Genomic DNA, 23,706 nt, shown 5'->3' with positions numbered 1-23,706 from the left:
GCCGCACTAGAACTGCCGGCCGCGGCAATCGCCACGGGTTGTGGCGATGGGGCAAGGCACGGCACCGCGCCAAGCCGGGCCGCGACAATAGCGTTTCTCCATACCGACACAACCTCTTGACCACCGACTTTTGCGGCTCAAGTTATCTCGCAGCGCAATCGAGATTGGAAGTGAATGTTAGTTCTTTCAATTACTTAATGCGTAATTCCAAGAAGCTGGCCTAACGCGACCTCCCGCGCGGTCGCTTACAGATCCCCATCGTCCCCGGATGTCCCGGGACGCTTTTTGGCGGGAGAAGGCTTGCCGTCCGATTGCAGCGCCTTCAGCGCCGCAAACGGGTGATCGGCGGGATCCATGATCTCCGCAGGCAGATCAAACGTCGCGTCGGGCCGGCGTGGATAAGGGTCGATCGCGAGGAACAGGGCATCGGTGGCGAGCCGGCCGAGATCGATCACGCCATCGATGATCGGTTCCGGCGGATCGGGGACTTCTTCATCTTCGCTTTGGGCAGCCTCATCGACCAAAGCCGATAGGCTGCGAATTTGCTCCGAAGGTGCAAACATCAGGTCGACCGTCTCGTTGATCTCGTTCTCGATCGGATCAAGCGTCACCACGCAGGTCTGCCCGATCCGCGCGCGCACTTCGCCCGTGACATGCACACGCCCGCCGCTCTTGGGCGTCAGGTCGAACGAAGCGCTCGCCGACGTGACCTCACGCAAATCAGCGAGGTCGGCCATCGCAGCGCGGGTTGCATCGCTGGCCTCGAACGCGCGATGCAGTCCTGTGTCCGGGATTTGCGCCACGACAATGGGGAAGCGCCAGGGATCAGCTGATTTCATCGGCTATCGCCCCCTCCGAATTGGGATCGTCCGCTTCGGCCGGGGCGGCAAAGCTCCATTCGGCGGCCAGGAAGGCGGCGTCGTCAAGGCCGTCCAGATCGGCCATCACGGCTTGCGCATACGTAGCAAGCCGGCGCGCATTTTCCATGTCCTCGCCGTTCAGGATATTTTTTCGCAAGGCATAGGCGGGAACGTCGACGCCCGCGGCAAACGCAGCATCATAGGCTGCGGCGCGGCCGTAAAACGCCTCGCCAAACGCCTGCATGCGCTTGGGCACGGTGAGGTCACCGACACCCATTTCCCTCAAATTGGCGTCCATATCCTCGCAGAATCGATCAAAAAGGACCTGCGGGGCATTTGCCACATTTTGGGCTAAACGAAATCGCCGCAAGACCATCCACATATGCAGCACTAGAAGGTCGAAACGGCCATTAACGGTATCGGGCACGCCCAAGTCCCGGTAAAACAACGGTTCTCGTGTCTGCGTCACGATCATGCCATAGATGGTCTCAATGGTGCCGCGCAGCGACGCCCGAGGTTTGCCGAAGTGATTGAATGGCCAAAGCATCGCGGGTTCCGTTTGCGAGCCCTAAAGGCCCGCGTTTGTTGCAAGCAAGCGCCCTGCCGGGTACGTCAAGGTCTTGCGCGACGCAAGGGGATGGGACGCTTTCCGGAATGATCAAGTCCAATCTGACAGACACGACGCGCGGGTTGACGGCGCGATGGCGGGGCTTGCGGACCACTGCGGTGGTTGTCTTGCTGTGCGCCGTCATGGGCGGCTGCGGCGAGCAGTTCCAGAAGGGCTATATCCTGCCGCCGGGGGCGCTTGAACAAATTCCGATCGGTGCGAGCCAGGATCAGGTGCTGATCGTGATGGGAACCCCCTCCACCGTTGCCACGCTTAACGGCGAAGTCTTCTACTATATTTCCCAGCGCAGCGAACGCCCGATCGCTTTCATGAGCGATCGCATCGTCGATCAGCGCGTGATCGCGGTCTACTTCGACAAGAACCGCCAGGTGCGGCGCCTCGCCAACTATGGAATGAAGGACGGCATGATTTTCGACTTCATCAGCCGCACCACGCCGACCTCGGGCCAGGAAATCAACTACGTCGCCCCGCTGTTCAAGGCGCTCAATATCGGCCAAGGCAGCAATTAGAGACGGCAATTAGCCCTTCGCCGGCATTCGAACCAAAGCGGCAGTTTCGTCGCCTTGAATCAAAAACCCCGCAGGCCAAAAGCCCGCGGGGTTTTCGCATTCACGCGTTATGCCTCAATGCGCTGAGATCAATGAGCCAGGATCGCCAGCAGCAGCAGCGCCACGATATTGGTGATCTTGATCATCGGGTTGACCGCGGGACCCGCCGTATCCTTGTAGGGATCGCCGACGGTGTCGCCGGTCACCGCCGCCTTGTGGGCATCCGACCCCTTGCCGCCATAGTGACCGTCTTCGATGTACTTCTTGGCGTTATCCCAGGCGCCGCCGCCTGAGGTCATCGAGATCGCCACGAACAGGCCGGTAACGATCACGCCCAGCAGCATCGCGCCTACGGCCGAGAACGCCGCCGACTTGCCGGCCGCGCCGCCGCCCGCGATCGCATAGATCAGGAAGTAGACCACGATCGGCGACAGCACCGGCAGCAACGACGGAATGATCATTTCCTTGATCGCGGCCTTGGTCAGGAGGTCGACGGCCTTGCCGTAGTCCGGCTTGTCGGTGCCCTGCATGATGCCGGGCTTTTCGCGGAACTGTCGGCGCACTTCTTCGACGATCGCGCCCGCCGCGCGGCCGACGGCCGTCATGCCCATCGCGCCGAACAGATACGGCAGCAAACCACCGAACAGGAGGCCTACGACGACGTACGGGTTGTTGAGCGAGAAGTCCGGATTGACACCCTTGAAATAAGGGTGCTGCGCGGCGTCGGCGATGAAGAACTTCAAGTCCTGGTTATAAGCCGCGAACAACACCAGCGCGCCGAGACCCGCCGAGCCGATCGCATAGCCCTTGGTGACAGCCTTGGTGGTGTTGCCGACGGCGTCGAGCGCGTCGGTGGACTTGCGCACTTCCTTCGGTAGCCCAGCCATTTCCGCGATGCCGCCGGCATTGTCGGTGACCGGACCGAAAGCATCGAGCGCAACGATCATGCCCGCGAGAGCAAGCATCGTCGTAGTCGCAATCGCGATGCCGAACAGGCCGGCAAGGCTGTAGGTGACGAGAATACCGGCGATGATGACGATGGCGGGCAACGCGGTTGATTCCATCGAGATCGCCAGGCCCTGGATCACGTTGGTGCCGTGGCCCGTAACCGAGGCTGCCGCAATCGACTTCACGGGACGAAAGTCGGTGCCGGTGTAGTACTCGGTGATCCAGATGATCAGCCCGGTCACGACCAGACCGACGACGCCGCACTCGAACAACGCCATGCCGGTAAAGTCCACACCGGCGAGCTTGCCGAAGCCGATCAGCGCGTAGATCACAACGGCAACGCCACCGAGCGACAGGATGCCGGTCGCGATGAGGCCCTTGTAGAGCGCGCCCATGATCGATTGGCTGGCGCCGAGCTTGACGAAGAAGGTGCCGATGATGGAGGTGATGATGCAGATGCCGCCGATGGCGAGCGGCAGCGTCATCATATTGGCGAGGATCGGCGTCTTCGCAAAGAAGATCGCCGCCAGCACCATGGTGGCCACCGCCGTCACCGCATAAGTCTCGAACAGGTCGGCCGCCATGCCCGCGCAGTCGCCGACATTGTCACCGACATTATCGGCGATGGTGGCCGGGTTTCGCGGATCGTCCTCGGGGATGCCGGCCTCGACCTTGCCGACGAGGTCACCGCCGACATCGGCGCCTTTGGTGAAGATGCCGCCGCCGAGACGGGCGAAGATCGAGATCAGCGAAGCGCCGAAGCCGAGCGCGACCATGGCATCGATGACGGTGCGGCTGTCAGGCGCCAGATTCAGCGAAAAGGTCAGGAAGCCGAAGTAAAGCGTGACGCCGAGCAGCGCGAGACCCGCGACCAACATGCCAGTGATGGCGCCCGCCTTGAAGGCGAGTTCGAGGCCGCCGGCAAGCGAGGTGGTGGCCGCCTGCGCGGTGCGGACGTTGGCGCGGACCGACACATTCATGCCGATGAAGCCGGCTGCACCCGACAGGATCGCGCCGATCGCAAAGCCGATCGCAACCAGGATGCCGAGAAAATAAGCGAGCAGCGCGAAGATCACGACGCCGACGACGGCGATCGTAGCGTACTGGCGCCGCAGATAGGCCTGCGCGCCTTCACGTACCGCGGCCGCAATCTCCTGCATGCGCGGATTGCCGGCATCGGCTTTCATAACCGATACGGTCGCCCAGATGGCGTAGACGATGGAAAGCACGCCGCAGAGCACGATCAACCATAATGCTGTCATTGAACTTGCCTCAGATCTCTAGGAATGTCCCCGCGCCACGGCCGAGAAAATTGACCGGCGCACAAAAAGCAGGCCCGCCCTGCCCAAAAGGGGGGCCTGAAATCGGCCGGGACCATGCCAAAATCGCATCCCGGGCGCAACGCCGGGGGCTGAGAAAACCGTCGATTTCGAAAGGTATTTGCGCCGAAGGTGGCAATTTCCACCAAAATCCTAGAAATGGCTGTAGGACCTGCGCGTTAACGCCAGTTCCGCACCCTTTGCGTCCAGAAATTTCGGAGCGGCTTTGCCCGCGACAACGGTCCCGATCTGGTTGATGGCGACCCCCGCACCACTGGCGGCTTCGGCGAATGGTTTGAGGGCGTCCGGGGCAACCGTGCACAGAATTTCGTAGTCGTCACCGCCCGACACGATCTCACTTAGGCTGGCCGCCCCCGCTGCGAGCGCTGTGGACGCGCCCTTCGACAGCGGAATGGTCGCAAGCTCAACGGTGGCCGACACGGTGGACGCCGCGCACAGCTTGGCGAGATCGCCAGCCAGCCCATCCGACACATCCATGGCCGCATGGGCGTGGGCACGGATCGCCTGGGCCAGCGCGTTGCGCGGTTCCGGCACACGATAGCGGCCGACCAGCATGTCGCGCGAGATGGTGTCGTTCGCAAGCGCCGTCGCTACCTTGCCCTTGCGAAGAATGTCGAGACCGAGCGCGGCGTCGCCGATCGTCCCGGTGACCACGACATGATCGCCGGGCCTGGCGCCGCTTCGATGGATCATCATCCCTTCGGGGACGCGGCCGAATGCGGTGATCGAAACCATCAGCGGTCCCGGCGTCGATACCGTGTCGCCGCCGAGAAGCGGGCAAGTGAACGCGCTCGTATCCTCGCTTAATCCGCGTGCGAAGGCGGCAAGCCAGCTCGCGTCGACCTTGCGCAGCGCCAGCGTCAGCACAAAGCCGGCTGGCGTCGCGCCTTTGGCCGCGAGATCTGACAAATTCACCCGCAAGGCTTTCTTGGCGATGGTTTGCGGCGGATCGTCGGACAGGAAATGGACGCCTTCGACGATGGCATCGGTCGTGACGATGATGTCTTGGCCAAGTGCTTTCAGAACAGCCGCATCGTCGCTTAGCCCGAACGCGCCCGGATCGGTCGCCAGCGGCATGAAGTAGCGCGCGATCAGGGAATCCTCGCCGGATGCTGGCGCACCGGGAGCGGTCATCTCAGCCACCGGCCCGCGCGAATTCGTTGGCGCGGAACTGGCGCGCGATCTGATCGAGAACCGCATTCACCATGCCGGTCTCCTCCGCCTCGACAAAGGCGTGCGCGACATCGACATACTCCGACACCACGACACGGCCGGGCACGTCCTTGCGGTGTTCCAGCTCATAGGCACCGGCGCGCATCACGGCGCGCAGGATCGCATCGATTCGTTTCAGCGGCCAGCCTTTCGACAGCGCCTCGTCGATCAGGGGGTCGAGCTTGGCCTGATCACGCACCACGCCCGATACCACGTCGCGGAAGAACGCGGCTTCCGCCGGCAGGTATTTGTCGCCTTCGACCTCGCTGCCGAGCCAATGGCTTTCGAACTCCGCGAATATGTCGTTGATGCCCGCACCCGCAATATCCATCTGATAGAGCGCCTGCACCGCCGCAAGCCTTGCCGCGCCGCGCCGGTTGGCCTTGCGCTCGGGCCCTTTCGCGGGCTTTCGGGTCTGGTTCTTGTCGTCGCTCATGATCTTTGCTGACTAAGCCGGCGCTTGATCCGCAGCATCGCGAGCGCCGCGCGCGCGGCATCGCCGCCCTTGTTGAGTTCGGAGACGCGCGCTCTCGCCCAGGCTTGCGCTTCGGTGTTGACGGTCAAAATTCCGTTGCCGAGCGGGAATTTTTTCGACACCGCCAAGTCCATCAACGCGCGCGAAGACTCAGTTGAGACGATCTCGAAATGGATGGTGTCGCCGCGGATGACGCAACCCAGCGCGATGGCAGCATCGTAAGGCTTGCCCGTCTTTTCGGCGGCATCGAGTGCAATCGCGATCGCGGCTGGAATTTCAAGCGCGCCAGGAACCGTGATGATATCGTGGCTGACGCCGGCCGCCTTCAGCTCGGTGACCGCGCCTTCCAGCAGCGCATCCTGAATGTCGTCATAGAAACGCGCCTCGACAATCAGCGCCCGCGCGCCGGAAATGTCTGTCGGGTCTTTCAACGGTGCGCGCCGCGCATCTGCCATGTGTCTTGCCAATCAGAAAGGAATTGAGCCGCTTTTAGGCGCAGTCATGCGTAAAGCCAAGACCGCGCCTCACTTCATTTCCGTCAACCGCGCCGCATAGCGCGCCATCAAATCGACCTCGATATTGACCTCACTGCCCGCGCGCCAGGACGACAAGGTCGTGACATTGAGCGTGTGAGGGATGATCAGTACGGAAAAGGCCGTATCCTTGACCGTATTGACGGTGAGCGAGACGCCATCCAGCGTGATCGAGCCTTTCGGGGCGACGAAGCGCGCCAGTTCCCGCGTGGTATTGAGTTCGAACCGCGCCATGTCGGGCAGGTCCTCGCGGCCGAGGATCACAGCTATGCCATCCGCGTGACCAGCGACGATATGGCCGCCGAGTTCGTCGCCGATCTTCAGCGCCCGTTCCAGATTGAGTCTGGTGCCGACAGCCCAATGCTTTGCCGTGGTCAGCGAAAGCGTCTCGGCAGCCGCATCGACGTCGAACCAGGTCTTGCCGTCGGCAACACCCGAAGCGACAACTGTCAGGCAGACGCCGTTGCAAGCGATCGAGGCGCCGTCGGCGATGCCAGCACGATCGTAGCCGCAGGCGATACGCAGCCGGTGCAACTGCCCCTGCGCGACGGGCTTGAGGCTTTCGATTTCGCCGATATCGCTGACAATGCCGGTAAACATTCAGGAGTGCTCGTAAACGGTAAGAGTGTCGGTACCGAGGCTTTCGCTACCATGAGCGCGAAAAGCCGACGACTGGGTAATTGCGCTCAGCGGCAATGCATCCAAAGCCACCACGCCGTCGGCGCCGATCGCCTCCCTCCCTCGCAGCAACCAAAATTCGTCGACCAGGCCTGCCGCGACGAAAGACGACGCCACGCGTGCGCCGCCTTCGACCAGAAGCCGGGTGATGCCCCGCTCCGACAGCGCGTGCAACACCGAAGGCAGGTCCAGCCCGCTCGGCGTCGACGCCATGCGGATGACTTGCGCGCCGGCAGCCCCCAGCATCGCGGCCGCGGGCGCCTCCGCCAAATGCGACGTCACCACCCAGAGCGGTGTAGTGCGCGCCGAATGGATCAGGCGGCTTGTGCCCGGCATTCGCAGTGAGCGGTCCAGTACCACCCGCACCGGTGAGCGCGCTTCCATGCCAGGCAGGCGACAGTTGAGCAAGGGATCGTCCGAGAGCACGGTGCCGATTCCGACCAGGATGGCGTCGCATTGCGCCCGCAACAGATGCATGCGCGCTTTGGCGAGTTCGCCCGAAATCGCTACCGGTTGGTGGCCGCTAGCCGCGATCTTGTCGTCGGTAGAGACAGCAAGCTTCAGGATCACGTGCGGACGCTGGTCGCGGACACGCCGGAAATGTCCGGCATGGGCGCGCGCCGCCTCTGCCGCCTCAAGCCCGACATCGACCTCTATCCCGGCATTCCGCAACTTCGCATGGCCCTGCCCCGCCACTTCGGGATTGGGATCCTCGATTGCCGACACCACACGTTTGATGCATGCAGCGATCACCGCGTCGGCGCATGGCGGCGACTTGCCGATGTGCGAACAGGGCTCGAGCGTTACATAAAGCGTGGCGCCGCGCGCCGCGTTCCCTGCCTGTGCCAGCGCCACCGGCTCGGCGTGCGGACGGCCGCCTGGCTGCGTCCAGCCCCGGCCGATGATCACGCCGTCCTTGACCACCACGGCGCCGACCGCGGGATTGGGATGCGTGCGTCCCAAGCCGCGCCGGCCCAGCGCCAGCGCCAGCGCCATGAAGCGCCGGTCGGCCGCTTTCGATTCCGTATTGCTTTGCCCCGAATGCTCTTCCGCGCCGGGGAAGATCATTTGCGTAACAAGGCGACCCGCGCGTCGTCGTCGCCGGAGAGTTCGCCGAGCACCGCCTCAAAGTCCTTGGCCTCGCGGAAATTGCGGTAGACCGAGGCAAAGCGCACATAGGCGACGTCGTCGAGCTGGCGCAGATGCTCCATCACGATCTCGCCGATCGCCTCCGACGAAACTTCCGCTTCCCCGCCACTCTCGAGTTCGCGCACGATGGTGGAAACCATCTTTTCCACCCGCTCCGGATCCACCGGGCGCTTGCGCAAGGAGATTTGCAGCGACCGCACCAGCTTGTCGCGGTCGAACGGCACCCGGCGGCCATTGCGCTTGATGACGGTCAATTCGCGAAGCTGCACGCGTTCGAACGTGGTGAAGCGGAAATTGCAGGCGATACATACGCGCCTGCGCCGGATCACGGCGGAATCTTCCGTCGGACGGGAGTCCTTCACCTGCGTATCGAGACTGTTGCAGCTTGGGCAACGCATGCGGAAGAGACCTTAATTGTAAATCGGGAAGCGATCGGTGAGCGCCTTGACCCGTTCCTTCATCGCCGCTTCCACGAGCGGCGCGGAGCCGTCCTTGGATTGAGCGACCGCATTCAACACCTCGGCGATCATGCTGCCGACCTGCTTGAATTCGGCAACCCCGAAGCCGCGCGTGGTCGCAGCCGGTGTGCCGAGACGAAGGCCCGAAGTGACGAACGGCTTTTCCGGATCGAAGGGAATGCCGTTCTTGTTGCAGGTGATGGCAGCCCGCACCAACGCCTTTTCCGAGATGTTGCCTTTCAGGCCTTTGGGCCTGAGATCAACCAGCATCAGATGGTTGTCGGTGCCGCCGGAGACGATATCGAGACCCTCGGCGCGCAACGACTCCGCCAGCGCCTTGGCGTTTTCGACGACGTTTTTGGCGTAGATCTTGAAATCCGGGCGCAGCGCTTCGGCAAAGGCAACCGCCTTCGCCGCGATCACATGCATCAACGGGCCGCCCTGCAGCCCGGGGAAAATCGCCGAGTTGAATTTCTTGGCGAGCGCCTCGTCATTGCACAGGATCAGGCCGCCGCGCGGACCGCGCAACGATTTGTGAGTGGTGGTGGTCGTCACGTGCGCGTACGGCACCGGCGAGGCATGAACGCCGCCGGCCACCAGCCCGGCGAAATGCGCCATGTCGACCAGGAGATAAGCGCCGACATGGTCTGCGATTTCGCGAAACCGCTTGAAGTCCCAGGGCCGCGAATAGGCCGAGCCGCCGGCGATGATCAGCTTGGGCTTCACCTGCTCGGCTTGTTTGGCGACCTCATCCATATCGATGAGATGGTCGTCGCGGCGCACGGTGTAATGCGAGGCCTTGAACCACTTGCCGGACATGTTGACCGGAGAGCCGTGGGTCAAATGTCCGCCGGCGGCGAGATCGAGGCCCATGAAGGTATCGCCGGGCTGCAACAGCGCCAGGAACACCGCCTGATTCATCTGACTGCCGGAATTGGCCTGCACGTTGGCGAAGCTGGCGCCGAACAGCTTTTTCGCGCGCTCGATCGCGAGCGTCTCCACCACGTCCACCCATTCGCAGCCGCCATAATAGCGGTTGCCCGGATAGCCTTCCGCATATTTGTTGGTGAGCACCGAGCCCTGAGCTTCCAGCACGGCGCGGCTGACGATGTTTTCCGACGCGATCAGCTCGATCTCGTGGCGCTGGCGGCCGAGTTCGCCGCGAATGGCGGCTGCAATGTCCGGATCTGCCTCGGTCAGGGTAGCGGTGAAGAACGAGTCGGGTGCGGAAGTGGTCTTGGCGCTTAGGGGCGAAGAGCTCATGAGCGAAATATCTCCACCGCCGCAACCAGATAGAGCGTCACGGTCGGTCAATTATGGCGGTCGAAAGGGTATCGCGGAATACCACATTGCCCGGTCATGGCCAAGCGCTTGCGGTAGGCGCCTGATATTTATGCAAGATATGGTGGGGATACACCCACTGGAAAGCGCCGCCTTTCCACGGCGCACACTCGAGTCGGACATCGCGACAAGTCTGAAATGCGCCAAACCCGGAAGACGGGTGCCCCCAGATCGCCGCCCGACCGCCACGAACTCGCCCCACGACTCGGTGATGCCAGATTTACTGACTGGAAGAGCGGTCAATGTACGAAGCGCCGAAACATTACGTAGCGACAAGTGCGGGCGCGTTAGTCCTCGCAATCTTGTCGCTGTTGATCGCTATCGCCGCTCGAAGCTTCGCCGCCACTGATGTTGCGGCGGACTCTGTCGACATCAGATTTGAGCTGAGGAAGTCGCCGTCGCCGTAAGCCAGCCCTGACGTCAATGCGGAAGGCGCCTGTCCGCGTTCTTCCGTGTCAGGCTAGGCTGAACCGTTAGGCGCATCGCGACCTCGCGCGAGCCGTCAAAGACTTCGAGCAAATGATTGCAACTCAAGCAACGAAACTCGCCGCTCTCGCCCGGGCTCGACATCAGTTCGATGCGTCGATAGCCGGCGTGGCACTTCGGGCAGATCACATCGGACGTTCGCATGACCGAGAAACCCTCATCTTCAACCGCCGGAGGAGATCGTAAAGTCGCGCTGGCGAGTTCGCCATACATAAATTATTCACAGCCCCGTCAAACAAGTTGACTACGATAATGCCCTGGGGATTCGTGAGATTTGTGCCGCTGGCCTGGAGTTATCCACATGCTGCCAAATGCCTGGACGATGAACCTGACCGAGACGACCCTCTTCCTGATCGTTGTGTTGGGTTTGGCTGGCGCCGGAACGTGGGTGTCGGTCGTCGGCTGACCGCCTGTCGCCGTCTCCAGAAACGGCCCGGTTTCTTTTGACCCCGGGGGCTGGTCGCCGCGGACATCGACATCCAGCGACAAGAGGCGACATGCGCGAGGTTTGCGTGCACCTTTCGACAGACAATGCGTCAGCCAACCTGGCTGCAAATCTCGACCAAAAAGCCGTTAAGGTCGCGCACGTAGGAAACAATTTGTCCCCACGGCTTCGTTATGGGCTCAACATAAGCGACCGCGCCGCCTGCTATAGCCGCAGCGAAGGCCTTCGGTACGTCTTCGGCAACTAGCGCCACCTCGGCACCGGCCGGGGCCTCGCCAGGTCTGTTAGGGTGTGCGCACAGCAATACCTTGACCGACGGGAGCGCCGGTAGATGGCTTTCCTCAGCGCAAACGAAAGTGCGCGGCAATCTGCTCGCAGGAATCGACGTCAGCCCCAGGCCGGCCTCGACCGCGCCGATCCGTGCATGATAGTCCACACCGGCGAGCCGCGTCGGCTCAACTCACGCCGTCGCGGTTGTAGATGTCGTCGCGGAATTGCACGACGCCGTCTGGCGTTGCCCACGCCGTGACGTAGACCCAGTAAAGCGGCAATGGCTTTGCCACCTTGGCGTCCTTGCGCTCGCCGGACTTGATCACCTCGTCGATCTCGGTCTTCGACCAGCCCGGCGTTTCCGACAGAATCCAGTAGACGAGCTCGCGCACATTCTGCACGCGCATGCAGCCTGAGGACGCAAACCGGAAATCCTCGCCGAACAGGTTCTTCGACGGCGTGTCGTGCATGTAGACGCCGTCGGGACTCGGGAAATTGATCTTCAGCGATCCGAGCGAATTGAAATCGCCGGCGTCCTGCTTGAATTTGTAATTGACCGCTTCGGTCGAATACCAGTCGATCTGCGACGGCTGGAGCTCGTTGTTCTTCGGATCGAAGATGCGGATGTGATTGCGCGTGAGATAGTCCGGCTCCGCCTGCATCTTTGGAATCAGATCCTTGCGGATGATCGATACCGGCACGGTCCAGAACGGGTTGAAATTGATCTGCGTGATCTTGGTGCGGAGATCCGGCGACGGCCGGTCCGGCTTGCCGGCAACCGCCGTGTGACGCGTTATCGCCACGCCATTTTCGATCGCCTCGATCTGGGCGGCAGGAATATTGGCGACCACGATGCGGTTGCCGAGATTGCCGGTGAGCGCTTTCAGCCTGACCGCGTTGGTGCGCAACTGCGCGAGCCTTCGATCGGCCGAAACGTTGAGCGCATGCAAGGTGGCCTCATGCACGACGCCGTCCGGATGCAGCCCGTGGCGCACCTGAAAGCGATGCACGGCCGCATCGACATAGGAATCGAACACCTGCGGGTCACCTGAATTAAGCTCCAGGTCGCCCGCAATCGACAGCCGCCGGCGCAAGGCGGGTACGGCCGGCCCCTTGGCGCCGACGCGCAAGCCATCGGCCGAAGCCGGCACGTCGGGCCATCCACCCTTGGCGACGATGGCCTCGTATTGCGCGATCGAGGTCTGTGTGGTTTCCGCGGTCGAGGGCGACAGCGTCGGCAACGACTTCTTCGGCAGGCGGACGTTGCGCGACGAGTTATCGAAGCCGCTGCCGAGCCCGTTCTCCTGGTTTTCCCGCATCAGCTCATCGAGCATCTGATCGGAGGTTTGCCCTTCAGCCGCCCGCGCGCCGCGCGCAAGCGCGCTTGCCGCAAGCCCGGTGGCGGCGGTTGTGAGGAAGGATCGTCGGGTGATCGCGCTCATGGCTTCTTCAAGTCCCAGGCGCTGTTAATAGCAAACCCGGCCCGCAGCGATAAGGGCGCAAATTCCTTCAATCGCAAATACGTGAAAGGCGGGAAAGCTAACTGCGCTCAGCCGCAGCTCTTGATGTCGTTGGCGAGGCTCCAGGTCTCCTTGGTCCTCAGATTCATCGTCCGGTAGACCCGGCCGCGAAGGTCCTTGGGACATTCCTTGGGGACCTCGACCAGGCACATGTTGACCTTGTCGAAGACCTGGGAGTGGACGATGGAGTTCTCCCGCTTGAGCGAGACCTGAACGCCCGAATTGGAGAACCTGACGATGGTGCCGGGATCGGCGCCCTTCTTGGCGCGCGCACTCAGATCGTCGCCATACCGGTCCGTGATGGAAGTGATCGTCGTCTCGGCGCACTCGCCGACCTTGCCCGGCAATTGCGAAATGCGCTCGGTGCCCGGCATCACTTCGTCATCCACGGGGTCCGGCGCCGGCTCCCAGCGGTCGGGCGGCGCGGTGCCGGGATTGATCCGCTCTTTGGTCGGCGGCGGTTGATCGGCAAACGAGGTCAGAAAGCTCGGCTGCGAACAGCCCGCAACAACAAACAAGGACAACAGACCCAACAGGCGCCGATGATTCATGCAAGGCGATGGCATCAGTTTGCAAGCCGGCCAACGCCGCCCTTCCCGACCGAGCGCCTCAATGGTTGATCCACAAAAAACTCCTTAGCCCTTCGATGCACCGTCATATCGCCGGGATCGCGCCGAATCTTCGATCTTCCGGATGGGATGACAGGCGATAATGCCTAATTCGGCAATTTTAAGGGCGCAGTCAAACAACCTCGCCCGGACGGTTGTCCGAGCGAGGGATGTTTTTACCTGAGCCTTTGGAAACCAGGAGTTTAAGGCTTATAGCCCGGTATAGCCGGCCTTGACGGGATCGCTCGATCCATCGAGTTCGCGCAGATAAGTCAGCCCGCATACCGTCAGGCGGTGCATGTCTTTCTCGCCGGCCTCAAACAGGGTCGTGACATATTGGGTCACTTTGGTGCGCGCTTCGGCGCTGGCGGCGGCCGAACGGTTCAGCAGAAGATCATAGGTCATCATGATACGATCGATGGCGGCTTCCATGAATTCCTCGTAGTTCAGATCCAAACTTCCAGATTGATCCGTCAGGCGATTTCCAGCGCCTCGAATTGAGCGATCGCCTTGTTGGCAAGCCTGATCTTGTTGTATTCACCGCGTTCGAACAGCCTGATGATGACCGCAAGCAGCCTTTCGTCGGTCGCGAACGTGTCGGAGATGGCGCCGGTCCGGCACAAATAGTTGGCCGCGATCGCGTAGGCGTCGCTGACCACTCCGACATTCATGACCCGTAGTCCACGCTCGACCAGCATCGCTATTCTCCGATGTCAGGTCGTTAAGTACGGCGGACCGCAAAAGTTCCATCTGGGGCCTTGTCATTTTGCAGGTGCAAAAGACAAAACGCACCGGCTTCGGAAAATTCCGAACCGGTGCGTCGTAGGGGAAGTCTCTTTCAGTCGGTTAAAGGCTGCCGGTCTTCTTGTCGCGGCCGGCTTGGCCCAAACAGAGCTAAAGCGGGTTCAGAGACGGTAGAGGATCTGGTCGGTCCAGAACCGCTCGAGGCGATGCAGCGACTTGTTCAGCGTCGCGAACTCCTCGTTCGAGATGCCGCCGACCTGCTCCACGGTCTTGACGTGCTTCTGATAGAGCGTATCGACGATGCGGCGGATTTCCTGGCCCTGTGCGGTGAGGCGGATGCGGACCGAACGGCGATCGACGCGCGAACGCTGATGATCGAGGAAGCCGAGTTCGACCAGCTTCTTCAGATTGTAGGAGACGTTGGAGCCGAGATAGTAGCCGCGCGTGCGCAGTTCGCCCGCAGTCAACTCCTTGTCGCCGATGTTATAGAGCAACAACGCCTGCACCGAATTGATATCGGCACGGCCGCGACGATCGAATTCATCCTTGATGACATCGAGCAGGCGGCGGTGCAGCCGCTCCACCAACGTCAGAGCTTCGAGATAGAGCGGCTGAACCGGAGTTTGCCCCGGCGCGCGCTCGACGGCTTCCGCCGCCGTTGCAACGGCTTTCATCATGACACTTCCCCTGTTGTCGTTTTATCGACTTATTCGACGAAACTTTTGTCCCGCCTGATAGCGACAACTTAAGGGGCGCGTTTGAAGATCAGCTTAAATAAGAGAATAAAGAGATCATGAATTTAAGACAGTGAATCGCGGATTAAGCCTGCAATATAAGGGCTTTTCGCAACCTTTCGTTCACGCTGCGCCTGCCCTGTTCACGCTTCGTCTGGGTACGCTGTCACATATGGAAACAGCGGCGAAGAAAGCTGAAACGCTTGCGTAACCGGTGTGGCAAACAGACCGCAGGGTGACCGAATGGTTACCGCGATTTCCAAAGATTTCAGCAACTATGGCGGCCGTTCCCGCGCGGCCATCCACGCCAGCGCCAGATAAGCGGCCAGCATCACGGCTTCAGCGACGACGACCGCAAGGCTGCCGCCATAGATCGCCGGAAACATCAGTTCGATCACCGTCATCGAGACGACGGTGATCAACCAAACCACCGCGCCCCAGGGCGTCGCGAGCCAAAGCCCGACCGCGGCGACGAGCTCAATCACGGCGAAATAGACCGTTGAGGCCTGCCATGCGAGCGACTGGTTCTCGAAGGCTTCCTCTTCGCCGCCGACGAAACCCGTGACCTGCGCCCAGTGATAAAGGCCTTTGGCGACGGAGACGACCGCCATGATGCGCAGGAACAGCACCAGCCGGCGCGTCCAGACATTGTCCCCGGAATCGATGCGCTCCGACGATATCGCTTCGACCGATATCGCATGGTCTCGGGAGGAATCGCGCGAATCTGACATCGGTTATATGTTGCCGGCCGGTCTTGAGACGTGGGATTTGAGACGAATTATCAGGGATTGCTGTTTTCGGGGGCTAGAGCTCCGATTCCGAAGTTCGCATGATATCGCGGCAACCTCTGATGCGAACTTCGGAATCCAAGGAGTTCTAGTAACTTATTGATTCTGGGGCGGCCATGAATTTGAAGTTCCTATGATGAGATTGCCGCGAAAATGATAGGAACTTCAAATTCGCCGCACTAGTCATGGCCCGTCGGCACGGCAAAATCAATCGGGTGTGCGAAGAGCCCGCGGTGACGGAAGCGGGGCAAAGTGCTAGGGTCGCTCGCAATCAATAGCCAGCCGTCCCGGGAGACAACATCAAATGGCGATCAAATTTGGGCGTCCGATCGAAATGCGCGATACGCCGCGCCGGGAGGACACCCTCTCCGCACCGAGCCTTGATCTCGCCATCCGCCCCCGCCGCAACCGCAAGGCGGAATGGGCGCGCCGCATGGTGCGCGAAAACGTGCTGACGACCGACGATCTGATCTGGCCGCTATTCGTCTCGGACGGCCACAACAAACGCACCGCGGTCGCCTCGATGCCGGGCGTCGAGCGGCTCAGCGTCGATCAGGCAGTGCGCGAGGCCGAACGCGCGGTCAAACTCGACATCCCCTGCATCGCTTTGTTTCCCTACACCGATCCGAGCCTGCGCGACGAGCATGGTTCGGAAGCGGTCAATGCCGACAATCTCGTCTGCCAGTCGGTGCGCGCGATCAAGAAGGAATTCCCGGGCCTCGGCGTGCTTTGCGATGTCGCGCTCGATCCCTATACCAGCCATGGCCATGACGGGCTCTTGGAGGACGGCAAGATCCTCAACGACGCCACGGTCGCGGTATTGGTGCGGCAGGCGCTGGTGCAGGCGGAAGCCGGATGCGACATCATCGCGCCGTCGGACATGATGGACGGCCGGGTCGGCGCCATTCGCGAAGGGCTGGATGCGGCCGGATTCCTCGACGTGCAGATCATGTCCTATGCGGCGAAATATGCCTCCGCCTTCTACGGTCCGTTCCGTGACGCCGTGGGTTCGGCGAAAACGCTCAGCGGCGACAAGCGCACCTACCAGATGGACAGTTGCAATTCGAACGAGGCGCTGCGCGAGGTCGAACTCGATATCGCCGAAGGCGCGGACATGGTGATGGTCAAGCCAGGCATGCCCTATCTCGACATCCTGCGCCGGGTCAAAGACACCTTCGGCATGCCGACCTTCGTCTATCAGGTGTCCGGCGAATACGCGATGCTGATGGCCGCGATCGGCAATGGCTGGCTCGACGGCGAGCGGACGATGATGGAAAGCCTCACCGCGTTCAAGCGCGCCGGTGCCGACGGCATTCTCACCTATTTTGCGCCGCAGGCGGCGGAACGGCTAAAGAAGGGCGGCTAGCTCGCCAACTCAGTGGTCGGAAGCCTTGGCGCCAATGCAATGGCGAGCGGCAGGATGACCGCGGCCGTTATCGCGGTCGCGATGATCGCGGCATGTGCGCCTACGGCATCGCCCAATATGCCGAACAGGATAGGCGCGGTCGCGCTGGCACCGATTGTGCCGGTGTAGAAAATCGCGAACGCCTTTTCGGTGCGGCCGGCCGGCGCCACTTCCGGCACGGTGCCGTAGAGCACCGAGGACGTGCCGTTCAGCAGCAGCCCGACGACGGGCAACAGCACCAATATCCCCGCAAGCGGCAGCACCAGAACCGCCAGGATGGCAACCGCCGTGCCCGCCTCGGTCACAAGTACCGTGGCGAGCACGCCTAATCGTGCCCCCAACCAGCCGCAGGCAAATTTGCCGGCCGCGCCACCGATAAACACCAGCGCGAGCGCCTGGCCGATCGTCGAGAGCGACGCGCCCTGCTCCTGAAGCAAGAACGGCAGGAAGGTCAGAAATCCCATGCGGACGCTGGAATCGAGCATCCCGACGATCAGCAGCAGCGCAAATCCGCCGCACCCACCGGAGGCATGGCGTTCAGCCTTCGCTTCGGAGTGTATCGGCCGCAGGCTCGCCGGCAGGAATATCGCAACCGCGACGGCAACAACGACACCAAGTGCGGCGATCGCCCAAAGCATGTGATGCCACGACATCAATACCAGCAACAACGAGGCGCCGCTCGGAATCGCGGCCTTGCCGATATCGCCGGCAAAATTGTAGGTGCCGAGAGGACCGCGTGCATCGCCCTGATAGGCGCGCGAGACCGCGGCCGATGCGATCGGATGCTGTGTGCTGAGCCCGCATCCCACCACGACCAGCGCAACACATAGGCCGATGAGGCCCGCCGAATAGCCTGCGATCACATAACCGATGGCCGCCAGTGCGGTGCCGAGTGCCAGCGTCGTGCGCCCGCCGATGTGTTCCGCGACGCGGCCCATCGGCACTTGCAGTCCCGCCATGGAAGCAGCCGCCAGTCCACGCAGAAACGCCAGCGCGCCGTAGCCGATCGCGAACTCGGCCTGCCATATTGGCAGCAGGAGATAGATCAGGTCGGTGTAGCCGTCGTGCAGGGCATGCGCGGCGCAGGCGGTCCACAGCGTCCGTGTGCGCGACGGGATTCCTTGCGCCTCTGCGTTTCTCGTGTTCGCACTTAACGTCGTCATGGGGAGAATTCCTCCCAAGGCAGGGCCTTGGGCTATTAGCTTTCGAATATCTGCAAGCTGGCTTAGTCCTCTGGCGAGGACTCTTCAACTGAGCTATTTTCTCCTTGAATGGGAGAAAAAGTCACCCTCGGAAAGTACACTTGGAAACTCACTCTCGGAAAGTCATCCTTTGGCGAGCGAACCCGAATTACCCCTGAATGCGATCCGGGCCTTTGAGGCCGCCGCCCGGCGCGGCAGCTTTGCGGAAGCGGCAAAGGATCTGCACGTCACGCATTGGGCGATCGGCAAGCAGATCAGGCTTTTGGAAGACTGGCTCGGCGTGCCCCTGTTCGAGCGGCGCACGCGCGGCGTCGCGCTGACGGACCAGGGTGCGGACCTCCTGACGGATGTCACCTCTGCGCTCTCGCGTCTGACCTCGGCGACGGGCCGATTGAGAGGGCCTGACCCGGCCCGCCGGGTCTCCGGCGTGGTGCGCGTCAACGTGTTGCCGAGCATCGCGCTTCGCTGGCTGCTGCCCCGCCTCTCGGAATTCCAGGAATCCTTTTCGAACGTCGAGGTCAAAATCTCCACGACCTCGCGCAAACTTCGCTACGTCGGAACCGCTTTCGACATCGGCATACGTTCGGGCGTCGAGCACGGGGCAGGCATTGCGTGCGAGACCTTGATGCCGGACCTGCGGCTTCCGGTGTGCTCCCCGCGGATTCTGCGCGACCGCCCGATCGAGACTGCGCACGATTTGCGGCGGCATACCCTGCTGCACTCCACGACGACGCGATCGGCCTGGGCGAAATGGTTTTCGGCGGCGGGTGCCCCAGGCCTCGTGCCGGTGCGGCACCTTGAACTCGACCATACCTATCTTCAGCTTCAGGCGGCCGTGGATGGCCTCGGCGTCGCCTTGGGATCGCTCCCCTTGATCGAGGCTGATATCGCGGCAGGCCGTCTCGTGTGCCCGCTCGCGGGCCCCGAATTGCGAGATGACGACTATCAACTCGTCATCGCCGAGGATCGCCGCCGCGATCCCGCGATCAAGGCCTTCCGAAGCTGGATCCTTGCCGCCGCCAAGGAGCCAATAACGGGCGGCAAAACACAACGTCAGGGGACAGACGCCCGGCATAAACAGCCAAAGCGTGGCGAACGATAATCATTCGCAGGCGGCCACAAATATTGCCGTGTAGTTACCCAAGAAGGGGCTTGCAACCGCCTCGCCGGTTCCCATGTCCTGTCCGACTTCCCCGGGAGGACGGATCATGTCGTATAGCGGTTCTGGAAATACCGGCGGCAGCTGGCGTAATGACGGCGGAGTTCCGCCGCAGGCGTTCGACCCGGACCTCGAACCGGAATTGTTTCGCGGCGTGCTGACGCGGCGGGTATTCGCGTTCCTGATCGACCTGGTGGTGCTTTCGGTACCGGTCGTCTTGGGCTACGTCTTTATCGCGGTGTTCGGGCTGCTGACGCTCGGGCTCGGCTGGGTGCTGTTCTGGCTGGCGTGGCCCGCCTCGGTGATCTGGGCCATCGTGTATTACGGCGCATCGCTGGGCGGCGCCCATTCCGCCACGCTGGGCATGCGGGTGATGGATCTGGAGCTGCGGACCTTTTACGGCGCCCCCGGTTATTTCGTGCTGGGTGCCATGCACGCCGTGCTGTTCTGGGTGTCCATATCGTTTCTCTCGCCGCTGGTGGTGCTGGTCGGGCTTTTCAACGGTCGGCGCCGTCTTTTGCACGATATTGTGCTGGGAACCGTGATCATCAACACCTCGGTGCGCAGCCCGATCGGCCAGCCGGCGCGGACTTTTTGATCCTGCCTCCTGAAATTTGATCGTCATGGCGGAAATCCGCCGACACAGATCGCGCAGGCAAACGGTTTGCAAACCAATTGACCGTTAGGCTTGGCGGCGCGATGCTGCGTCGGTTCTCGTATGCCTCGCTTTTAGGACCGACGACATCCCGTGACCCAGCATTCGCGTGATACCCCGCAATTCTACCTGACGGCGCCCTCGCCCTGCCCCTATTTGCCGGGGCGGCACGAGCGCAAGGTGTTCACGCATCTGGTAGGGGACAAGGCCGGCGACCTCAACGACCTGCTGACCCATGGCGGCTTCCGGCGCAGCCAGTCGATTGCCTATCGTCCGGCCTGCGACCAGTGCCGCGCCTGCGTTTCCGTCCGCGTCGTCGCCAACGAATTCCGGCCCTCGCGCAATTTCCGCAAGATCATGGCCCGCAACGCCGACATTGTCGGCGAGCAACGCAGCGCGGTACCGACTTCCGAGCAATATTCGATCTTCCGCGCCTATCTGGACCAGCGGCACCGGCATGGCGGCATGGCCGACATGACCGTGCTGGACTACGCCATGATGGTGGAAGACAGCCACGTCGAAACCCGCATCATCGAATACCGCCGCCGCGGCGTCGATACCGCCATCAACGGACGCGGCAACGAACTCATCGCTGTGGCGCTGACCGACGTGCTCTCCGACGGGCTGTCGATGGTCTATTCCTTTTTCGAACCGTCCGAGGAAAACCGTTCACTCGGCACCTTCATGATCCTCGACCACATCAACCGGGCGCGAAGACAGGGGTTGCCTTACGTCTATCTCGGCTACTGGATCGAGGGCTCGAAGAAGATGGACTACAAGGGCCGTTTCCTGCCGCAGCAGCGGCTCGCGCCTTCCGGCTGGATCCGCATCGATGCCTCAGGCGAAACGCTGACCGAGCCGCAGGACTGAGACAGCAGTAGCCTCAAAGCCGCTTACTTTTTCACGGGCGCGTAGAACGTCCCCTCGACCTCGCAGATATCGTCGCCATTGAGCCGTTGCACTTCGATGATGGTGCGCGGCGGATATGGCCCCTTGCCCCAAAACTCTTCCTGGATTTTGTTCACGATCGGACGGAAGCGATACATGTCGCTCACGTAGACGACGAGGCGCGTCGCGTCACGCAAGGTCGCGCCCTCGGATTCGGCGATCAGCTTCATGTTGGCGAAGGCCTGACGGATGCGCGGCTCGTCGCCCTGGACCTGCAGGTCGGTTTTCGGATCGATGCCGCGCATGCCGGCGATGTAGATGTAGTCGCCCGCGCGCGTCCCCAAGCTCCAGGGCCCGGTCGGTTTGATTGCGCCCTCGGGCGAGAGCGTCTTGACGCCCGACGGCGAAAGCGGCAACGGCTCGGCGGCGACGGGCAAAGCCCACAGCAACGCGACAATCAACAGCATCGTCGTTTTCAAGTCACATCTCCGTGTTTTTGTTCAAGCTGCGCAGGTGGGCGATAGCGAATGTCAAATCCACTCCACCAGGGCATGGTATGCTGTGATCCCGCGCAAGCAAATGCAGGCGGAAACGATGTGGAAAGCGCTTTGGAAGAAATGGACCATCGATAAGCCGGCGCTGTTCGGCGACTTCCTCTGGGAAGTCTTTGTCGTGCAACTGTCGGCAGCGCTGCACGACCGGCTGACGTGGAAGCGGATTTTTGCATTTCTCTCCCTCGCCATTCTCATCCTGGCTTACTACCACCGAATTCCCATTCCGCCGGAACTAATGCTCGTGGGCGATCTGCTGGCATATATCGACATCTTCGCGGTGGTATTCCTGCTTGGAATTCTGAGCCGCGCCGCGACGATCCTGTTCGTCATCAAGCAGGCGAGCGCGCGTATCGCAAGGTTGGCCGGCAACCTGATGACCGCGATGCAGCGGGTCGATTTCCGGAATCGGCGCGAGCGTGGCACCAAGAGCAGGCAACGGCTGACCGGCGGCCGTAAAGACGACGATGACGGGCCCGTCACGGTTGGCGATTTTGCCTGGGCCTAAGTCGGGCGGAGGGGTGCCTAAAGCCCACCAGCCCAGAAATCCCAGACCAGCTTGGCGTTGAGCGCGATAATCACGGCCGCCGTCACGATCGCCAATCCGCTCAGCCAGCGCGGCGCAACGAAGGCGCCCATCTTGCGGCGGCTCGAGGTAAACATCACGAGCGGCACCACCGCCAACGGCAATTGCAGGCTGAGCACGACCTGACTCAGGATCAGCAAACGGCCGGTGGCCTTTTCGCCGGCCAGAAGCGTCACCACCACCGCCGGTACGATCGCGATCATCCGCGTCACCAGACGCCGCAGCCACGGCGCGATCCGCCAGTTCAAAAAGCCTTCCATCACGATCTGGCCCGACAGGGTCGCGGTGATGGTCGAATTCAATCCGCAGCATAAGAGCGCAATCGCAAACAGCGTCGGCGCCAGCGTCGAGCCGAGCAATGGCGCGAGAAAAGCGTGCGCCTGATCGAGCTCGGCGACGTCGGTTTGGCCTGTACGATGAAATGTCGCCGCCGCCAGGATCAGGATCGAGGCATTGATGGTCAAAGCGAGACATAGCGCGATCGTGGAATCGATGGTGGCAAGCTTGATCGCCTCGCGCTTGTCCTGGCCGCTCTCGCCGATGAAGCGGGTCTGAACCAGCCCGGAGTGCAGGTAAAGATTATGCGGCATGACGGTGGCGCCGAGAATGCCGAGCGCCAGATAAAGCATCTCGCGGTTGGCGATAATGTCCGATGTCGGCAAGAAGCCGCGAAGCACCGCGCCCCAATCCGGATCGGCGAGCGCGATCTGGATCGCAAAACAGGCCGCGATCACGCCCAGCATGGTGACGACGAACGCCTCGATCCAGCGAAAGCCGAAGGCTTGCAGTGCCAGGATCAGGAACACGTCCGCCGCCGTCAAAATGACGCCGATGGAGATCGGAATGTGAAACAGCAAATTGAGGCCGATCGCAGTCCCGATGACTTCGGCCAGATCGGTCGCCGTGATCGCCAGTTCCGCCGACAGCCACAGCGGTATTGATATCCAGCGCGGGAATGAATCGCGGCAGGCTTGCGCGAGATCGCGCCCCGCACCCACGCCAAGCCGCGTACAGAGCGACTGCAACACGATCGCCATCGCGTTCGACAGCAGCGCCACAGACAGCAGCGCGTAACCGAACTTCGAACCGCCGGCGAGCGAGGTCGCCCAGTTGCCGGGGTCCATGTAGCCCACGGCGACGAGATAGCCGGGGCCAAGGAACGAGAGAAGCTTGCGCCAGAACGGACCTTTGCGGGCGGTTCCCACGGAAGCGAACATGTCCGCCAACGACGGCGTGCTGCGCTCGCGGCGCCAACCGCCACCGCCCGAGGCAATGCCCAAGGGAACGTCAGAGGCGGGCTTTGCGAGCGAATCCGGGGCCAAATCGGGGGACCGAGCATCCATTTCAACACGATGGCCGATATCAATCTTTATTGCAACTCATTTGCAACTGCATCTGACTCGTGCGGGTTCCCCAAGCCGATCCGGAAACGGGTGGGTTTGTCGGCCCTGCACGCCGAGATTGGGGACAAATCACTCCTTCCGGGAAATTTGCC

Annotated in this window: 26 protein-coding genes; 6 read left to right on the top strand and 20 right to left on the bottom strand. The window is 61.9% G+C overall.

Translation table 11 applies throughout. From position 1 onward, the window contains the following. Positions 1 to 245: 245 nt before the first annotated feature. A complete protein-coding gene (locus ABSE61_RS25620; RefSeq protein ID WP_423873939.1) occupies positions 246 to 839 on the bottom strand; it encodes a YceD family protein in 594 nt (197 codons plus the stop codon). Further along, positions 826 to 1,407 carry a ubiquinol-cytochrome C chaperone family protein gene (locus ABSE61_RS25615; protein ID WP_423873938.1) on the bottom strand — a complete coding sequence of 194 codons (582 nt, stop codon included), beginning with the start codon at positions 1,405 to 1,407 and terminating at the stop codon, positions 826 to 828. Before ABSE61_RS25615 ends, ABSE61_RS25620 begins: the two co-directional genes overlap by 14 nt. Positions 1,408 to 1,514: 107 nt before the next feature. Here ABSE61_RS25615 and ABSE61_RS25610 point away from each other — a divergent pair, with 107 nt between their 5' ends. Next, positions 1,515 to 1,997 carry an outer membrane protein assembly factor BamE gene (locus ABSE61_RS25610; RefSeq protein ID WP_423873937.1) on the top strand — a complete coding sequence of 161 codons (483 nt, stop codon included), beginning with the start codon at positions 1,515 to 1,517 and terminating at the stop codon, positions 1,995 to 1,997. 128 nt (positions 1,998 to 2,125) lie between these two features. Here the strand turns inward: ABSE61_RS25610 and ABSE61_RS25605 are convergent, their stop codons facing one another. The 15 genes from ABSE61_RS25605 to ABSE61_RS25535 all read right to left on the bottom strand — a co-directional run bounded on the left by ABSE61_RS25605 (position 2,126) and on the right by ABSE61_RS25535 (position 15,708). Next, positions 2,126 to 4,246 carry a sodium-translocating pyrophosphatase gene (locus ABSE61_RS25605; protein ID WP_423873936.1) on the bottom strand — a complete coding sequence of 707 codons (2,121 nt, stop codon included), beginning with the start codon at positions 4,244 to 4,246 and terminating at the stop codon, positions 2,126 to 2,128. A 210-nt stretch (positions 4,247 to 4,456) separates the two neighbouring features. Next, positions 4,457 to 5,458: a thiamine-phosphate kinase gene (thiL, locus tag ABSE61_RS25600; RefSeq protein ID WP_423873935.1), complete on the bottom strand. Its 1,002-nt coding sequence runs from the start codon at positions 5,456 to 5,458 to the stop codon at positions 4,457 to 4,459. A gap of 1 nt (position 5,459) precedes the next feature. Next, positions 5,460 to 5,972 (bottom strand): transcription antitermination factor NusB, encoded by a 513-nt coding sequence (nusB, locus tag ABSE61_RS25595; protein WP_423873934.1) that lies wholly within the window; start codon positions 5,970 to 5,972, stop codon positions 5,460 to 5,462. Next, the gene (gene ribH, locus ABSE61_RS25590) at positions 5,969 to 6,466 is read right to left on the bottom strand and encodes a 6,7-dimethyl-8-ribityllumazine synthase (protein ID WP_423873933.1); all 498 of its coding nucleotides are present in this window, start codon (positions 6,464 to 6,466) and stop codon (positions 5,969 to 5,971) included. Before ribH ends, nusB begins: the two co-directional genes overlap by 4 nt. Before the next feature lie 69 nt (positions 6,467 to 6,535). Beyond that, on the bottom strand, positions 6,536 to 7,144 hold the full coding sequence (locus ABSE61_RS25585; protein ID WP_423873932.1) for a riboflavin synthase: 609 nt from the start codon (positions 7,142 to 7,144) through the stop codon (positions 6,536 to 6,538). Beyond that, positions 7,145 to 8,290 (bottom strand): bifunctional diaminohydroxyphosphoribosylaminopyrimidine deaminase/5-amino-6-(5-phosphoribosylamino)uracil reductase RibD, encoded by a 1,146-nt coding sequence (ribD, locus tag ABSE61_RS25580; protein WP_423873931.1) that lies wholly within the window; start codon positions 8,288 to 8,290, stop codon positions 7,145 to 7,147. Next, positions 8,287 to 8,769, bottom strand: coding sequence for a transcriptional regulator NrdR (nrdR, locus tag ABSE61_RS25575; RefSeq protein WP_423873930.1), 483 nt, complete (start codon positions 8,767 to 8,769; stop codon positions 8,287 to 8,289). Before nrdR ends, ribD begins: the two co-directional genes overlap by 4 nt. Positions 8,770 to 8,781: 12 nt before the next feature. Then, on the bottom strand, positions 8,782 to 10,092 hold the full coding sequence (gene glyA, locus ABSE61_RS25570) for a serine hydroxymethyltransferase (RefSeq protein ID WP_423873929.1): 1,311 nt from the start codon (positions 10,090 to 10,092) through the stop codon (positions 8,782 to 8,784). A 498-nt stretch (positions 10,093 to 10,590) separates the two neighbouring features. Further along, the gene (locus ABSE61_RS25565) at positions 10,591 to 10,800 is read right to left on the bottom strand and encodes an MJ0042-type zinc finger domain-containing protein (RefSeq protein ID WP_423873928.1); all 210 of its coding nucleotides are present in this window, start codon (positions 10,798 to 10,800) and stop codon (positions 10,591 to 10,593) included. Between the two features lie 756 nt (positions 10,801 to 11,556). Continuing rightward, on the bottom strand, positions 11,557 to 12,813 hold the full coding sequence (locus ABSE61_RS25560; protein ID WP_423873927.1) for a L,D-transpeptidase family protein: 1,257 nt from the start codon (positions 12,811 to 12,813) through the stop codon (positions 11,557 to 11,559). 107 nt (positions 12,814 to 12,920) lie between these two features. Beyond that, a complete protein-coding gene (locus ABSE61_RS25555; RefSeq protein ID WP_423873926.1) occupies positions 12,921 to 13,442 on the bottom strand; it encodes a hypothetical protein in 522 nt (173 codons plus the stop codon). A 267-nt stretch (positions 13,443 to 13,709) separates the two neighbouring features. Continuing rightward, on the bottom strand, positions 13,710 to 13,931 hold the full coding sequence (locus ABSE61_RS25550) for a hypothetical protein (RefSeq protein ID WP_423873925.1): 222 nt from the start codon (positions 13,929 to 13,931) through the stop codon (positions 13,710 to 13,712). A gap of 41 nt (positions 13,932 to 13,972) precedes the next feature. After that, positions 13,973 to 14,197, bottom strand: coding sequence for a hypothetical protein (locus tag ABSE61_RS25545; RefSeq protein ID WP_423873924.1), 225 nt, complete (start codon positions 14,195 to 14,197; stop codon positions 13,973 to 13,975). Between the two features lie 207 nt (positions 14,198 to 14,404). After that, positions 14,405 to 14,920, bottom strand: a complete 516-nt coding sequence (gene ldtR, locus ABSE61_RS25540) for a transcriptional regulator LdtR (protein ID WP_423873923.1) — start codon at positions 14,918 to 14,920, stop codon at positions 14,405 to 14,407. Positions 14,921 to 15,252: 332 nt separating this feature from the next. After that, positions 15,253 to 15,708, bottom strand: a complete 456-nt coding sequence (locus ABSE61_RS25535; protein WP_423873922.1) for a DUF6163 family protein — start codon at positions 15,706 to 15,708, stop codon at positions 15,253 to 15,255. Positions 15,709 to 16,069: 361 nt separating this feature from the next. Here ABSE61_RS25535 and hemB point away from each other — a divergent pair, with 361 nt between their 5' ends. Beyond that, a complete protein-coding gene (gene hemB / locus ABSE61_RS25530; RefSeq protein ID WP_423873921.1) occupies positions 16,070 to 17,131 on the top strand; it encodes a porphobilinogen synthase in 1,062 nt (353 codons plus the stop codon). Here hemB and ABSE61_RS25525 read toward each other — a convergent pair. Next, complete coding sequence (locus ABSE61_RS25525) at positions 17,128 to 18,333, bottom strand: MFS transporter (protein WP_423873920.1); 1,206 nt, start codon at positions 18,331 to 18,333, stop codon at positions 17,128 to 17,130. The genes hemB and ABSE61_RS25525 overlap by 4 nt on opposite strands. Positions 18,334 to 18,502: 169 nt before the next feature. Between ABSE61_RS25525 and gcvA the strand changes: the two genes are divergently transcribed. The 3 genes from gcvA to ABSE61_RS25510 all read left to right on the top strand — a co-directional run bounded on the left by gcvA (position 18,503) and on the right by ABSE61_RS25510 (position 21,056). Then, a complete protein-coding gene (gene gcvA, locus ABSE61_RS25520) occupies positions 18,503 to 19,474 on the top strand; it encodes a transcriptional regulator GcvA (protein WP_423873919.1) in 972 nt (323 codons plus the stop codon). A 106-nt stretch (positions 19,475 to 19,580) separates the two neighbouring features. Next, on the top strand, positions 19,581 to 20,129 hold the full coding sequence (locus ABSE61_RS25515; protein WP_423873918.1) for an RDD family protein: 549 nt from the start codon (positions 19,581 to 19,583) through the stop codon (positions 20,127 to 20,129). Positions 20,130 to 20,279: 150 nt separating this feature from the next. Next, positions 20,280 to 21,056, top strand: a complete 777-nt coding sequence (locus tag ABSE61_RS25510; RefSeq protein WP_423873917.1) for an arginyltransferase — start codon at positions 20,280 to 20,282, stop codon at positions 21,054 to 21,056. 23 nt (positions 21,057 to 21,079) lie between these two features. Here ABSE61_RS25510 and ABSE61_RS25505 read toward each other — a convergent pair whose 3' ends face one another. Continuing rightward, positions 21,080 to 21,553, bottom strand: a complete 474-nt coding sequence (locus tag ABSE61_RS25505; protein WP_423873916.1) for a RidA family protein — start codon at positions 21,551 to 21,553, stop codon at positions 21,080 to 21,082. 115 nt (positions 21,554 to 21,668) lie between these two features. Here ABSE61_RS25505 and ABSE61_RS25500 point away from each other — a divergent pair, with 115 nt between their 5' ends. Then, the gene (locus ABSE61_RS25500; RefSeq protein WP_423873915.1) at positions 21,669 to 22,133 is read left to right on the top strand and encodes a hypothetical protein; all 465 of its coding nucleotides are present in this window, start codon (positions 21,669 to 21,671) and stop codon (positions 22,131 to 22,133) included. Positions 22,134 to 22,150: 17 nt separating this feature from the next. On the opposite strand, the gene ABSE61_RS25495 is transcribed toward ABSE61_RS25500, so the two are convergent. Next, entirely contained in the window at positions 22,151 to 23,554 is a 1,404-nt protein-coding gene (locus ABSE61_RS25495; protein WP_423873914.1) for an Nramp family divalent metal transporter, read from the bottom strand. Between the last annotated feature and the right edge of the window lie 152 nt (positions 23,555 to 23,706).

Source organism: Bradyrhizobium sp., from assembly GCF_049519115.1.
Lineage (GTDB): Bacteria > Pseudomonadota > Alphaproteobacteria > Rhizobiales > Xanthobacteraceae > Bradyrhizobium.
The sequence above is the reverse complement of the archived record's forward strand: the minus strand, read 5'-3'. Positions and strand labels throughout refer to the sequence as shown.

Excerpts from the sequence above, each read along its gene's own strand:
- ribH (WP_423873933.1), bottom strand. The coding sequence starts at position 6,466 with ATGGCAGATGCGCGGCGCGCACCGTTGAAAGACCCGACAGACATTTCC.
- ABSE61_RS25500 (WP_423873915.1), top strand. The coding sequence starts at position 21,669 with ATGTGGAAAGCGCTTTGGAAGAAATGGACCATCGATAAGCCGGCGCTG.
- glyA (WP_423873929.1), bottom strand. The coding sequence starts at position 10,092 with ATGAGCTCTTCGCCCCTAAGCGCCAAGACCACTTCCGCACCCGACTCG.
- ribD (WP_423873931.1), bottom strand. The coding sequence starts at position 8,290 with ATGATCTTCCCCGGCGCGGAAGAGCATTCGGGGCAAAGCAATACGGAA.
- ABSE61_RS25605 (WP_423873936.1), bottom strand. The coding sequence starts at position 4,246 with ATGACAGCATTATGGTTGATCGTGCTCTGCGGCGTGCTTTCCATCGTC.
- ABSE61_RS25495 (WP_423873914.1), bottom strand. The coding sequence starts at position 23,554 with ATGGATGCTCGGTCCCCCGATTTGGCCCCGGATTCGCTCGCAAAGCCC.
- ABSE61_RS25610 (WP_423873937.1), top strand. The coding sequence starts at position 1,515 with ATGATCAAGTCCAATCTGACAGACACGACGCGCGGGTTGACGGCGCGA.
- ABSE61_RS25615 (WP_423873938.1), bottom strand. The coding sequence starts at position 1,407 with ATGCTTTGGCCATTCAATCACTTCGGCAAACCTCGGGCGTCGCTGCGC.
- ABSE61_RS25585 (WP_423873932.1), bottom strand. The coding sequence starts at position 7,144 with ATGTTTACCGGCATTGTCAGCGATATCGGCGAAATCGAAAGCCTCAAG.
- ABSE61_RS25525 (WP_423873920.1), bottom strand. The coding sequence starts at position 18,333 with ATGACGACGTTAAGTGCGAACACGAGAAACGCAGAGGCGCAAGGAATC.
- ABSE61_RS25550 (WP_423873925.1), bottom strand. The coding sequence starts at position 13,931 with ATGGAAGCCGCCATCGATCGTATCATGATGACCTATGATCTTCTGCTG.
- ABSE61_RS25555 (WP_423873926.1), bottom strand. The coding sequence starts at position 13,442 with ATGAATCATCGGCGCCTGTTGGGTCTGTTGTCCTTGTTTGTTGTTGCG.
- ABSE61_RS25535 (WP_423873922.1), bottom strand. The coding sequence starts at position 15,708 with ATGTCAGATTCGCGCGATTCCTCCCGAGACCATGCGATATCGGTCGAA.
- thiL (WP_423873935.1), bottom strand. The coding sequence starts at position 5,458 with ATGACCGCTCCCGGTGCGCCAGCATCCGGCGAGGATTCCCTGATCGCG.
- ldtR (WP_423873923.1), bottom strand. The coding sequence starts at position 14,920 with ATGATGAAAGCCGTTGCAACGGCGGCGGAAGCCGTCGAGCGCGCGCCG.
- ABSE61_RS25620 (WP_423873939.1), bottom strand. The coding sequence starts at position 839 with ATGAAATCAGCTGATCCCTGGCGCTTCCCCATTGTCGTGGCGCAAATC.
- ABSE61_RS25545 (WP_423873924.1), bottom strand. The coding sequence starts at position 14,197 with ATGCTGGTCGAGCGTGGACTACGGGTCATGAATGTCGGAGTGGTCAGC.
- hemB (WP_423873921.1), top strand. The coding sequence starts at position 16,070 with ATGGCGATCAAATTTGGGCGTCCGATCGAAATGCGCGATACGCCGCGC.
- ABSE61_RS25565 (WP_423873928.1), bottom strand. The coding sequence starts at position 10,800 with ATGCGAACGTCCGATGTGATCTGCCCGAAGTGCCACGCCGGCTATCGA.
- ABSE61_RS25560 (WP_423873927.1), bottom strand. The coding sequence starts at position 12,813 with ATGAGCGCGATCACCCGACGATCCTTCCTCACAACCGCCGCCACCGGG.
- nrdR (WP_423873930.1), bottom strand. The coding sequence starts at position 8,769 with ATGCGTTGCCCAAGCTGCAACAGTCTCGATACGCAGGTGAAGGACTCC.
- ABSE61_RS25515 (WP_423873918.1), top strand. The coding sequence starts at position 19,581 with ATGTCGTATAGCGGTTCTGGAAATACCGGCGGCAGCTGGCGTAATGAC.
- nusB (WP_423873934.1), bottom strand. The coding sequence starts at position 5,972 with ATGAGCGACGACAAGAACCAGACCCGAAAGCCCGCGAAAGGGCCCGAG.